At 34.6% G+C, this 14,254-nt stretch carries 7 protein-coding genes; 2 read left to right on the forward strand and 5 right to left on the reverse strand.

Translation table 11 applies throughout. The annotated features are described in order from the left end of the window. Positions 1–61 precede the first annotated feature (61 nt). The gene (locus OQ292_RS11085; protein WP_284682194.1) at positions 62–4,240 is read left to right on the forward strand and encodes a S8 family serine peptidase; all 4,179 of its coding nucleotides are present in this window, start codon (positions 62–64) and stop codon (positions 4,238–4,240) included. A gap of 12 nt (positions 4,241–4,252) precedes the next feature. On the opposite strand, the gene OQ292_RS11090 is transcribed toward OQ292_RS11085, so the two are convergent. The 3 genes from OQ292_RS11090 to OQ292_RS11100 all read right to left on the reverse strand — a co-directional run bounded on the left by OQ292_RS11090 (position 4,253) and on the right by OQ292_RS11100 (position 8,353). Beyond that, positions 4,253–5,197 (reverse strand): nucleoside hydrolase, encoded by a 945-nt coding sequence (locus OQ292_RS11090; RefSeq protein WP_284682195.1) that lies wholly within the window; start codon positions 5,195–5,197, stop codon positions 4,253–4,255. Positions 5,198–5,299: 102 nt separating this feature from the next. Then, positions 5,300–5,950, reverse strand: coding sequence for a DUF4290 domain-containing protein (locus OQ292_RS11095; protein WP_284682196.1), 651 nt, complete (start codon positions 5,948–5,950; stop codon positions 5,300–5,302). 153 nt (positions 5,951–6,103) lie between these two features. Further along, a complete protein-coding gene (locus OQ292_RS11100) occupies positions 6,104–8,353 on the reverse strand; it encodes an ATP-dependent helicase (RefSeq protein WP_284682197.1) in 2,250 nt (749 codons plus the stop codon). Positions 8,354–8,490: 137 nt separating this feature from the next. Here OQ292_RS11100 and OQ292_RS11105 point away from each other — a divergent pair, with 137 nt between their 5' ends. Continuing rightward, a complete protein-coding gene (locus OQ292_RS11105; protein WP_284682198.1) occupies positions 8,491–9,288 on the forward strand; it encodes a hypothetical protein in 798 nt (265 codons plus the stop codon). Between the two features lie 71 nt (positions 9,289–9,359). On the opposite strand, the gene OQ292_RS11110 is transcribed toward OQ292_RS11105, so the two are convergent. Beyond that, complete coding sequence (locus tag OQ292_RS11110) at positions 9,360–11,798, reverse strand: FtsX-like permease family protein (RefSeq protein WP_284682199.1); 2,439 nt, start codon at positions 11,796–11,798, stop codon at positions 9,360–9,362. 51 nt (positions 11,799–11,849) lie between these two features. Further along, complete coding sequence (locus OQ292_RS11115) at positions 11,850–14,249, reverse strand: ABC transporter permease (protein WP_284682200.1); 2,400 nt, start codon at positions 14,247–14,249, stop codon at positions 11,850–11,852. Positions 14,250–14,254 lie beyond the last annotated feature (5 nt).

Raw genomic sequence — 14,254 nt, forward strand, 5'->3', positions numbered from 1 at the left:
ACTTTAATTATCCGCCGTTTACTAAATCAAATTATCTTGATTAAAAAAAATGGCGGAAATAATGAGGCTGCAATCACTGTTTATTTTATTTTTTTGCATTTCAAACCTATCGGCTCAAAACAACAAAACAGAAGAGTTATATGTAAATGATGAAATTGTAATTAAAGTAAAAGCTTCTGTTACCCAAACTGCCAATTATAAATTATTACAACAAGATAACATCCTGCAAAACCTAATTCCATATGGAGTTAAGCGTGCAGAAAAAGTATTAAAGGAAAAAGGGACTTCGAGGCTTCAACTTTTATCAACTGCAGAGAAACAAGAACGCAGAGAAGAGTTTAGCAGAATATACAAACTTCAACTTAGAGAAAATTCAGATTTAGTTAAGATAATAGCTCAATTAAAAGAGCAAGACTGGATAGAATACGCTGAGCCATTATATAAATATGAGTTGATGTTTGAGCCGAATGATACTTACAATTGGGCTCATTGGGGGCATGTAAATACGCAAACATATGATGCTTGGGATATAAACCAAGGAGATTCTTCAATTATTATCGGGATAATAGATACAGGTGTAAAAACTTCTCATCCCAGTTTATCTTCACAACTTTATTATAATAATGCAGAGCGTTACGGTTTGCCCGGAATAGACGATGATGATAATGGTTTTACAGATGATTCTTTAGGATATGATTTTGCCGAATACGATACAGATGTTTCTGATAATAATGGGCATGGAACGGAGGTTTCTGGCATGGCAGCAGCAAAAGTAAACGATAACTTTGGCACTTTTGGAACAGGCTATAATACCAAGTTTATGCCTATAAAAGTATATCATTCCTCTGGCTATATTATGAATACTTATACAGCCATGTTATATGCTGCAGAAAATGGTTGTAAAATTATCAATCTTTCTTTAGGTAGAGGAACCGGAGGCCCATCTGAATATGAGCAAGATGTTATCAATTTTATAACAGAAGAGTATGATGCATTAATAGTAGCCGCAGCAGGAAACTCAAATGGCTATTATAACTTTTATCCGGCTTCCTACGAAAATGTGCTTTCAGTAGCGCATAGCACAAGTGCAGATGAAAGATATTACAGAGGATCTTATAGCTATTTTGTAGATTTATTAGCTCCAGGAGTTGATGTGCCAACCACTACTACAGGTACATCATTTGAAGGTCATGCTTTTAAAACGGGTTCTTCTTATGCATCTCCATTTGTTGCTGGTATAGCTTCATTAATCAGAGCGCAATTTCCAGCATACACAGCTCCAGAAATAGCCGAAATTCTAAGAATGACAGCAGATGATGTTTATGACAAAGATGGAAATAAAAGCTATGTGAATTTATTGGGTAATGGTAGAGTAAATGCCTATCGAGCATTAACCGAAGTGAGTTCGATAAAATCTGTTAGAGCAAAGAATATTACTCACATTGGCCGTGAAGGCGATTTATTTTTAAGAGGAGATACGATTAATATCTCTGCAAATTTTGTAAACTATTTCCAAAGTTTATCACCTACAGCTTCTGTAAAATTAATTTCTCTATCAGAATATGCTACTGTTATAGAAGACGCTTTTATAATTGGAGAGCTTAGTGCAGGAGATACGGCTAAAAATGCTTTAAATCCTTTTAAAGTAGTGCTCAGTGAAGCTTTGCCTGAGTATCAACAACTTTATTTTAAGCTTGAGTTTTCAGATGCAGATTATGAAGATTACCAATACTTTTTTTGGGAAGCAGATAAATATTTTGATTTCCATAAAGGTAATTGGGATTTAAGTCTAGATGATAATGGAAGACTTGGATACATCGGTGATGAATATCCTTATAGTGGAATTGGTTTAAAATGGAAAAAGAATCAGTTTATTCAGGATGCAGGGCTTATAATAGCATCTGATTCACAAACAATGTCTGATGTAGTTTATTTAAATGCAACAGAAAAAAATGACGATTTTATAAATTTTGCAGGAGAGTTTAATCTCAATCAATCAGATACACTTGTATCAATAGTAACCTCATTTAGCGATACTCTAAATTTTCCAGATCTAACAGTTACAAAAAGCTTGGGTATCCACTTTGTAGAAGATTTTTTAACTATCAACTACAAGTTAGAAAACACCGGTTTAGATACGCTCAAAAATGTACTTGCTGGTTTTTATACAGATTATTTTCTAGCAGAATTAGAAGAGAATGATGCTAAATGGGATTCGGTTTACAATTTTGGTTATGCCTCATCAGATGATTTATATTTTGGAATAAAATCATTCAATACGGAAAATAATTACTCTTCACTTAATAAATCTCTTACTACTGAGATTAATTATTCAGACAGTCTGGATGATACTGAAAAATATGCATTGCTATGGGGTAAATACAATCTTAATTTTAATGGAAAGGGAGAAGTAGTCCATGTAAATAGTACCAACTTTAATAAAATTTCACCTGATTCTACTGTTGAATTTACCTTAGTACTTGTTGCAGGAAATAACCTAGAAGAGCTAAAAACTAAATTACTAGAAGCTGCTGAAAAACTAAATTATAATGGTTTTATTAGTGAAGCTCCTGTATTGAATGATACAATTTTATGTGGTAGATCACCATACATTTCTCCTCTAAATGGCGATTATTTTAAATTCTATTACGATTCAGATACTATTAATCCATTTTATGCTGGTAAAGAATTAGATATGTCAACTGCTGATTCTGTTACCACTTTGTGGATTAGTAACCATAGCAGTGTATATGAGAGTGAGAAGAAGAAATTCAATATTTACATTTCTAAATTAGAAGGTGAAATACTGCTAAGCAAAGATACGGTTTTGCTTGATAGTGGTGGCATTGTTCAGTTTGCTTATATAAGTAATTTTCCTTCAAGTATAACTGAATGGGATTTTGGTAATGGTTTTACTTCAACCGAAGATAATCCGACTTTTAAATATAATTGGCCAGGTTTATACGAAGTTAACCTAAAACTGACCGATAGTTTGGGTTGTATATTAAGCCTAGATACTCAGGTTTATATTAAAGATTATACTCCTGTTAGGCAAAATACTACTGTCTGCTATGGAGATGAGTTTATATGGCAAAGTACCAACTCTGCTGAGGTGAATTTTTATGATAGTTACCCTTTGAGTACTCCTATTTCAACAGGTGATTCATTATTACTTACTTTAACTTCAGGTGCAGTTTATTACCAAAGAGGAGTAAATGCTTCTGATAGCAACTATGTACAATTGAATGTGAACATCAATAAGCCTGAAATTAATTTATCTATTCCAGATACCGCTTTAGTAGGTGAGAAAATTGAATTGGTAGCTATCTCAGAAAACACTTCTGTGGAATGGATTTTTGATGATAAAACTTTAGATGGTGATGCTTTAGGGTACATTTTTCAAGAGAGTGGTGAGCATGAAATAATAGCTAGAGCAACAGATGATCTGGGATGTTATGTAGAAATTAGAACATCTATAGTTGTATTGAAGCAATCGGAATTACCAGTTTTACAAGATACCATTTATGTCTGTTATGGAGAAAATGTATTATTAAATCCTGAAAATGGAGAGAAATTCAGGTTTTACAAATCAGATGTATTATTGGCAGAGAGTAGTTCTTTATTGTTAGAGGAGGTCAGAGAAGCACAAATAATTCAAGTTAGTAATGTGACAGATGACCTAGCAAGCGAAAATATTACAGTAAATGTTTTACTAAACCCTACTCCAGATTTAATATCATTTATGGATTTATCAGATTCTGTAGAAGTAAGTAACTCTCAGGAATTGACAATTACTGCATTTTATGGAAATGAATGGAATTGGCAAGCAGACAATGGCTTTAGTAGTGATGAACAGGAGTTTGTATTATCTTTTTTAGATACTGGTACAGTACAAATCTCACTTGAAGTTTCAGATAGTTTAGGTTGTACTTATTCTGAAATTAGAAAACTTGTAATTTGGAAAGATGCTATTTCAGGTTTAAATCAAGCTTTGGAAAACCCTTGGGAGATTTATCCTGTACCGGCTGTTGATAAATTGAGAATTACTAACAATGTTTTATCTAATCAGGTAATTTCAGTTTTATTATACGATTTGGCTGGTAATAAATTAGATGTCAAACTAGAGACAGCAACCGAATATTATCACATAGATGTAGCAAGGTTGGCTAGTGGCATTTACACCTTACAGATTTTCGATAAGGGAAATATTTATTATAAGAAGATTTCAATAGCTAAATAGATAAATGCTTTATCATTTTCTAAAATGAGATTCGGCAAAGTTCCACCAATCACTAAACATTTTCTCTTCATTAATTTTTGTGTAGACCCAAATATCTCGTTGGTTGTTTTCGGGAGGTGTTTTCCTAAGTTCTTCTTTTGCGTAGCTAGGTTTTAATACTGCTAGCGCTAGTGCCAAATCCCAGAATACTCTGTTTTCGTGATTAGGTGCATTGGTTTTCCATCTGGCAACCAAATAATTCCAAACAGCTCCTTTACCAGATAATCTTTTAGTAACCTCACTTTGCTTAAATACGAAATCATAAAGTATGTTGATGGGCATTATATGCAAAGCAAGATTTTCAGTATTGAGCATAAAATTGAAAGCATTAAAATCTCGTCTCACATTAAATTCATCTTTATCCCAAATACTTTTGTCTGAGAAGTATTTTCCTCCAAGTGCATATACTTCTATATTATTTACAATTTCAGGAGCAAGAGCAATGGCCGAAGCAATATTGGTGAGAGCACCCAAGCAAATTACAGTTAGTTTTTCATTTGGATGATTGCGAGTGAAACTTCTTGTTTCTGTAATAATAAGTTGTGCAGCAGCAGAATCAGCAGGTTCATAACCTCCCCAAGGTTTCCCCATTTTTAACTCAGAACCTAATGGTGCAGGAATATCCTGCCTGTTCATTATTCGAAGTAAATCATCATTCAACCTTTGGCTTTCTAACACTGTGTATTTAGGAGAAAGTTGATGTTGCCACTGCGCAGAGCATAAACCCAATACCTCAAAATCTTCTGCTAAAACCATCCTCACCACTGCATACAAATCATCAATTTCGTTTGCTGTATCAGTATCAATAATTACAGGTCTTTTCTGCTGTTTCTGTTTGAAATTAAAATTGTGAGGAACAAGAAAAGGAGCTAATGCACTAAACGAAAGAATATTCTTTGTAAATGATCTTCTATTCATGGTAAAAGGAGGTAGACTAATTTATTTACCTATAAACTTAGAAAGTAAATTCAATAAAAAAAGCAGTCTGAAAAGACTGCTTTATATATAAGTGAAATTCGATTATCTTCTTCTTCTTGAACGTCTCTTACCACTATTGTTATTATTTCTTGATCTTCTGTCGCTGTGATCGTGTCTGTCGTTGCTTTTATCTTTAAAGTTACTGATGTTGAAGAGTGTTTCATCAGATTTAACTTTATCTCTATAGTCAATTTTACGATCAGACAGTTCGTACAGGTGTCTAATGATTACATCATCACTAATGTTTTCTTTGTTCCAAGAAGCATAGAAAGACTTCATTAACTTTCCAATGTAAATAATTGCATCATTTTTCTCAGTTTCATCTTCAAGAGCAATGGCTCTAGAAATAAGCAGGTCTATATTTCTCCCATAGTGTTTGAATTTTAACTCACCACTTTTGTATTCCATTTTTTGTGGCTTTGCAAACACGATTGATTCATCTGGTGTAGGATAAGGCGCTTCAATATCCAATGTGAAATCTGCCATAATATGCAGGTGATCCCAGATACGTTGTACGTTGTCGCTATTTTCTCTTACAGAAGGGTTGAGTTGTTTCATTAAGTGAATGAGGACGTGGGAAAGGCGGCTACGTTCTTCTTTATCATCCAACTCACGGATGTATCTTACGAGCTTCTGTACATTTCTACCGTATTCCATCAAGATCAACGGCTCTCTTTGTGAATTATATTCCATAGTATACTAAAGATGGGCTAATAATATTTTTTATCAAAAAATGGATCCCCTTTATAATTGTGTTGGTATTATGTTACTGTACTAATAGACGGAAAGATGAATCTTTTATTTTTCAGAAATGAAAATGCAATATTTTGTTTGCATTAAACCAGACTATTCATGTATCATCAGTTTAGCAAAACTAAGAATTAAAGTTTTTTCACCAAAATTATCGAATGCTACTTTAGCACGTTTATCACTTCCGTGTGTGTCTATTGATGTAATTTTACCAAATCCGAACTTCAAATGCTCTACTCTTAAGCCTTCTTTCAAATCATTTGGGCTACTTGGAGTAAAGTTTTCAGATGCTTTATGTTGTTGCTTCCCTTTAAAGTTAGTACTAAAATTAGACTTTGTTTTTAAAGATGAAGTAGGTGTTTTCTTATTTAACTTAAAACCTGAAGAAGGTCGGTTATTGCTTATCGTATTTACGGTATTGATGTAATCGAAGTGAATTTCTTCTAAAAAACGACTTGGCTCACATGGTTTTAGCTGGCCAAATCTATATCGCTGTAATGCATACGATAAGTATAAGCGGGTTTTTGCTCGTGTAATTGCTACATAAAACAGTCTTCTTTCTTCTTCAAGATCAGCTCTGGAGCTCAACATCATTTGCGATGGAAATAAATCTTCTTCCATCCCTACTATGTAAACATGGCTAAACTCTAACCCTTTAGACATGTGAATGGTCATCATCGTTACTGAATCTTCGTCGGTATCAGTATCGCTGGTTGAGTAAAGCGCAACTTCTTGTAGAAAGTTTTCAAGACCTTTATCTTCATTTTCAGGATCATCTACAAAAGCCTTTACAGAGTTTAGTAATTCTTGTAAGTTTTCGTAGCGAACTCTGCCCTCAACTGTTTTGTCATCATACAATTCTTTAAGTATGCCAGAGTTTTTGGCAACTTGTGTAGCGGCTTTAAAAGCATCTTTATTATTAATCGCCAGCATAAAGCTTTTGATCATAATCGTAAAGCCTTCTAATGCGGTTGAAAGCCTGTTGTTGCCAAAAAACCTTTGCGAATTACTTACTACATCCCAAACAGAAATATTATGCTCATCTGCGGTAACCAATATCTTTTCAACTGAAGTATTACCAATTCCTCGCTTCGGATAATTAATTATTCTCTTAAAGGCTTCTTCATCACTTGGGTTTACAGAAAAGCGCAAATAAGCTAGTAAGTCTTTAATTTCTTTACGCTGATAGAATGAAAGGCCTCCAATTATCTTGTATTTGATATTCATACTTCTGAGCGCTTCTTCCAATGCTCTTGATTGAGAGTTGGTTCTATAAAGCACACAAAAAGCACTATTTGATAAGCCATGATTCATCTTTTCTTGAAAGATAGACGAAGCAACTAGTCTACCTTCTTCACCGTCAGAAACAGCTTTAATCAACTCAAGTTTTTCACCATGATCATTATTAGTCCAAACTTTTTTCTTGAGTTGGTTTTCATTGTATCTAATTACAGAGTTAGCCGCATTTACAATATTTTGTGTAGAGCGATAATTCTGTTCTAGCCTGATGGTTTTTAAATCTGGATAATCTTTTTCAAAGTTGAGGATGTTCTGGATATTAGCTCCACGGAAAGCATAGATACTTTGTGCATCATCTCCCACCACAGCTATATTTTGGTAAAGATTTGAGAGCTTTCTAGTAATAGCATACTGCGAAATATTCGTATCCTGAAACTCATCAATCATTACATACTTAAACTTGTGCTGATATTTATTCAACACATCCAGATGATCGCGAAATAAAACATTGGTATTAAAAAGCAAATCATCAAAGTCCATAGCATTTGCCTTAAAGCAGCGCATTACATATGTTTGGTAGATGTCTGCGATTTTTGGTCGGCGAGAAGCATCGTCTTCCAAAATTAATTCCGGATTGCTTTTGTAAGCCTGCCAAGAGATAAGGTTGTTTTTAGCTGAAGATATCCTCGCCAAAACACCATTTACTTTATAAATTTTATCGTCAAGCTTTTTTTCCTTTATAATAGCGCGAAGTAGCGATTTAGAATCGTCAGTATCGTAAATGGTAAAGTTGCTATCAAAACCTATTTTGTTAGCTTCAAACCTTAAAATTCTGGCAAAGATCGAGTGGAAAGTTCCCATCCATAGATTTCTAGCTTCATTTCCAACTATATACTCGATCCTTTCTTGCATTTCTCGGGCTGCCTTATTGGTAAAAGTAAGTGCCAAGATATTGAAAGGGTCTACTCCCTGATTAATTAAATAAGCAATACGGTATGTAAGCACCCTTGTTTTACCAGAGCCAGCTCCGGCTATTATCATTAAAGGTCCATCAGTATTTACTACCGCTTCACGTTGCGGTTCATTAAGGCTATCCAAAAAACTCATCGATTCCTACTTCTTAATGTAAAATGAAAGGGTTACAAAGATAGAAAAATGATAGAAGTATTAGATTATTGAGAGAATAAAAATATAATCAGATACGATAGATTGTCTGATGTAGTTGTATTGGTAAAAAGTAAAAAATGCTCAAAATTAATCATATTTCGCTGTTTTTAGTGCTTTTGTTTAGTCTTTTTGCTTGTGGAAAAGATGAGCAAAGTTTAGAAAATCATATCCAAACACTCAATAAAAGCATCGAAGTTTTAAGGCATGAAAACCTACGTAGCATAGATAAAATACATCTGGCTATCGAAAATAAAGGAAGGCGACCTGTTGATGTAGAGCATTATAAACGGATGAAGCAATTTTTAAATAAAACTTCGCTTAATAATTCTGATAATATCGCACTTATTCATTATTTGCATTCACTCGATACGCTTTACCAATTGGAGCAGTTAGAGATTTTAGATTGGGATGAGTTATACCAAAGAGCTTTATTTTATGCACAAGAAGCAGCAGATGATAAAGAAAATTACCTGCTCAGCAAGTTGAATTTACTTTTAATTGAGAAGGAGATTATCCAAAGTGTTGCAATGAATATAAGTAGTTGCTGCCAGTTCTACAGAAATTTTAATAGTTATTCTGATAAAGAATTATACTTTACTGGCGATACAGTAAATGTATTATGGGTAACCGCAGATTGTTATGATGTATCGCCAGATGAGTTGATGGTTTATTATGCTGATACAGAAATTGTCTATAAAGGTTCAGAAAGTAAAGTGGAAATATTAAATGAGCAAAAAATTGGACATGGTATTAGTATACAGTTTATAGCTCCTAATCCGGGCAAGTATCAGCTGAAGTTACAAGCAGTTTTACAAAGCGTATTCTCATCTGAAAATTTAAAGTTTGATTTAGAGAAAGTAGTTGAAGTGAATTGATAGTGGAACGAGGTTAAACAAAAAAAGCCAGTAGAGTTTTCCTCTACTGGCTTTTTTATTAGCATGAAAATTTATTCTGATTTCAATGCTTCAGTCGGATTGATGGCAAGCGTTTTTAATGCAATGCCAGAAATGGTAAGCCATGCGATAAATACTACTAATATGGCAGCTCCAACAAATAACTGAATAGTTAAATTGATGTGATAGGTGAAATTATTCAACCAGTTGTCCATCATAAACCAGCCGATTGGAGCAGCTAGCAATAAGGCAAGTAAAATTATTTTGCTGAACTCACCCAAAAGCAACAACAATATGTGTGGCTTAGATGCTCCTAATATTTTTCTTACACCCACTTCTTTTTTCCTTCTTTCCATATTGATAGAAGCCATACTGAATAATCCCAAACAGGCGATTACTACAGCAATTCCAGAAAACACACCGAATATTTTACCTGTTATTTTTTCAGCTCGGTATTGGGCATCAATGTTTTGATCTAGAAAATTATAAGAAAACCTAAAGTTGCCAGCGTGTTCTTGCCAGATGTTTCTAATAGCATTCATGTTTTCTGATAGATGTTCTGTGCCAACATTAAGTATTAAATGGTTATACCAAGGTCGCTCAATAACTATCAAAGGTCTTATCGGGTCGTGGAGCGATAAATAATGGAAGTTTTCTGTAATGCCAATTACTGATCCTTTCAACTTAAACCCATCCATATCTAAAACCAACTCTTTACCAATTGGATCTTTCAAGTTCAATGCTTCTACAGCTTCTTTATTCAGAATAAAAGCATCTATAGAATCGGTAATAATTGATTCATCGAAACCTCTACCTTCAATAATTTTTATATCCATCAGGTTAAGAAAATCGTGGCTGCATATCATTTCAGAAGCATCTATTATATGTTCTGGATGTCCTGCATCATATAAAGATTGTTGGTTAAACTGCCCGCCCGGTAAATTAGAAACCGCAGCAACAGCGCTAACTCCTGGGAGTCGCAGTAATTCTTTTTCCATAGTAGGGTAGTTCTTTCTCATATCTCCCTCCATCATTGGAATAACTACTTTCTCTTCTTTATTAAAACCTAAAGATTTGTTTTGTAAATAGATGAGCTGATTAAAAATAACCATACTTCCACTTATCAAAATCATGGCAATAGCAAATTGAATCACTACGAGTGTGCTTCTAAAAGCATGACCTTTTTTGCCAGATACAAATTCGCCTTTCAACACTTTTCTAATATTGACTCTAGCAAGCACAAATGCAGGATATAAACCAGCTATAAATCCTAAAAACAGAATGATTAATACATAGCTGCCAATAGCAATTGGTGTGTATAATAGAGAGCTATCCAGTGTTTTCCCAGTAAGGGTTTCAAAAAATGGAAGCGTAATTTCAGCCATAAATCCCCCCATTATTACAGAAATTGCTGCCAATACAGTGGTCTCCATTATAAATTGAAAGCGAACCTGATTTTGTCTGGCTCCTAAAGATTTTCTGATGCCAATTTCTTTTGAGCGATTTGCAGACTGTGCTGTGGTGAGATTCATAAAGTTAAATGCAGCAATAATTAAAATGAAAAGTGCTGCCGCAGACATAATATATACATAGGCAATGTTGCCATTGGCTTCCAACTCCCAGCGTATTCTTGATTGCAGGTGAATGTCTGTAATTCTTTGTAATTGGAATCCGACATTAGGCCTTTCATTAAAATAATCAATAGCTTCTTGGTCTGCATTTATGTGAGGAGCAACCCATTCGAACAACTTTCTTTCTAATGCATCTGAATCGCTACCTGCTTTTAGTTTTATATAATTGAAATGGCCAAAATCTGCCCATGTCATAAATTCATCATCTGGGTCTTCTGTTTTAAGTCTGATATAAGAAACCAAGAAATCGAAGTGGAAGTGAGAAGTTTTAGGCGGATCTTTTAACACCCCACCAATTTGAATGATGTATCTGGAATCATTTACAGAAAGAAACTTTTCTAAGAGGTTTTTTTCTCTCCAGTTTTCACCAAAATACTTTACTGCTGTAGACTCTGTGATTAAAATGATATCTGGTCTTTTCAACACATTTTCTTTATCGCCAAGTAGCATTTCAAAAGAGAATACTTTAAAGAAACTAGTATCTACTGCCAGTATCTCCTTTTCATCAAACCAATCGTCGTTTTCAGGATTATTTACCGAAAATGTTTCTTTAATGAGACCAGGCCCCCAGAGTGGAGTTATACTTACAGCAGATTCTACTTCAGGGAAATCATTTACCATTGCTTGAGCCATTGGGTGTGGCACGCGTGTTTGAGGAGAATCACCACCTCCAAACCAAGCTACTCGGTAAATATTCTCGGCAGATTCATGAAATTTATCATAACTCAATTCATGATTAATGTAAACCATAATGATGCTTACACTGGCAATGCCTACTGCTAAACCAAATACATTAATAGAGGTAAACAGCTTGTTTCTAATGATATTTCTGAACGCTATAACTAAGAAATTGAGAATCATATTAAGTTAATTATAGTAATAGTGTGTATTGTTTGATAGTGTTTTTTTCGACTAGTTAGCTCTTAGAGAGTTAACTGGATTACTCAGTGCTGCTTTAATCGATTGGAAGATTACGGTTAATAAAGCAACTAATAATGAGAGTACAGTACCTCCGATAAATACCCAAATGCTAATTTGGATGTGGTAAGCAAAATCTGCCAACCAGGTATCCATAAGCCACCAGGCAAGAGGCCAAGCAAAGATGTTTGCCAGTAAGACCAGTAAAGTAAATTCATTGGAAAGTAGCAAAGTGATGCCTGTGGTAGAAGCTCCAAGTACTTTTCTAATGCCAATCTCTTTCTTTCTTTGGATGGCTGTAAAAGCAGCTAATCCGAAAATGCCTAAACATGCTATGATGATAGCCAAGCCAGCAAATACGGCAAATACCTGAAAAAATCGCTGTTCACTTCTGTAAGCTTGTTCAATTTCGGCTTGCATAAACTCAAACTCAAAAGGAGTGAGGGTGTTGATCTTTTTCCAGCTCTTTTCAATGTTTGTAAGGGCTTCATCTAATTGGTTGCCAGCAATTCTCACCGCAATGTTACCATAGTTGTTTTTGCTATGATAAAACCACATGGGGATAATCTCATTATGTAGCGATTCGAAGTGAAAGTTTTTAGCCACACCAATTATCTGAGGTTGAAATGTATCATCAAATTTAAATCTAGTTCCTAAGACTTCTTCTGGTGTTTTGCCTAGCATCTTTACAGCAGCTTCATTCACTATGATATTTTTAGCAGAATCAGCAGCGTAGTTAGTAAAGCTCTTGCCTGCTACCATATCAATATTAAATACTTTAAAGAAATCTTCATCCACAGCACCAAAAGGCATGGTGAAAGTCTCGGTAAAACCTTCGTAGTTGAAAAGGCGGTAATTTGAGAATCTGCTAGTAATACGTTTGTTCATTGCTGCGACTTCTGCAACTTCGGGTGAGCTGAGTAAATCTTGCTTAAATACCTGATAATTATCTCTAATATTCTCATTACTCACAGGAATATTGATGATCTTATCTGTATCGAGCCCAAGCTTTTTTTCTCGCATAAATTCCCACTGATTATAAATAATAATGGTGCAGATAATGAGCGTGATAGAAATAGCAAACTGAAAAATAACCAAGCCTTTTCTAAGTAATAAACTGTTTTTACCTGCAGTAGACTGGTTTCCCTTTAACACACTCACTGGCTGAAACTGTGAAAGTATAAATGCAGGATAACTACCAGAAAATAAGCCGATACATATAGCTAAGCCCAAAAACCAATACAGGTATTCTGGCGAGTTTATGTAATTGATCTCTAGCTGCTTTCCAGAGAAATTATTAAACAATGGAAGGGTGATTTCTGCAAGAAAACCTGCTATTATAAAAGACAATAAGGTGAAGAATAAAGCTTCTGCTAAAAACTGAAATATTAATTGCGTTTTTTGAGCTCCCATTACTTTTCGCATGCCTACTTCTCTCGCTCTCTTTGCAGCTCTGGCAGTAGATAAGTTCATATAATTGATCGATGCAATTAAAATGATAAAAGCTGCTACTGCGATAAAGATATACACATAAGTAATGTCTCCATTTACACTCATTTCGTCTTTTAAATTAGACTTTAAGTGGATGTCTTGCATGGGTTGTACACCGAAGTGAGCCCATTCTTGAAAATACTCAGGCGCATATTTTTTTTCAATTTCTGGAAGAGCCTTTTTTACTTCGCTAATATCATGGCCGGGAGCTAACATAATGTATGAGTATACAGAAGTCCAACCCCATTCATTCGCTCTGTTTCCAAACATGATGTCTGCTGTAGACATAGATATTAGGAAATCTCGCTTGAAATGGCTGTTGTGCCCCATGTTTTCCATTATACCTGTCACTTCTACATCAAAATTGAAATCGTTAAATGGATTTCTAAGTGTAAAGGTTTTACCAAGTGCAGGTTCATTACCAAAATACTTTTGAGCCATTTGTTGGCTAATCACCATTTTGTTTGGGCCAGACAGCGACTGTATTGGGTCTCCTTGGAGCAGTTTAACCGAGAAGAAATCGAAGAATGTAGAATCGTTAAAACCAATGTTACCAACTTCTAAAATTTCTTTATCTCCTGTTTCTACAATCATTCTATCCATGTTGCAATCGAAGCGGAAATAGTTTTCTACACCTGCCAGTTCTTCTGTAATGTATTCAGCAATTAAAAAGGGAGTCATGGCAGTGGTGGTGTAATCTTCCCCGTTTTTAAAACTTTCGGTTACCCTATAAATTCTCTCCCCTTTTTCGTGATACTGATCGTAACTGAGTTCATCAGAAACATACACCAGTAACAAAAGGCAGGCAGCCATTCCTACAGAAAGACCAAGTAGATTTACTAAAGAAAATACCTGATTCCTTATGGTATTTCTCCATAAGACTTTTAAATAATTTTGAAGCATAATAA

Origin of the sequence: Chondrinema litorale, from assembly GCF_026250525.1 — a bacterium.
Taxonomy (GTDB): Bacteria; Bacteroidota; Bacteroidia; order Cytophagales; family Flammeovirgaceae; genus Chondrinema; species Chondrinema litorale.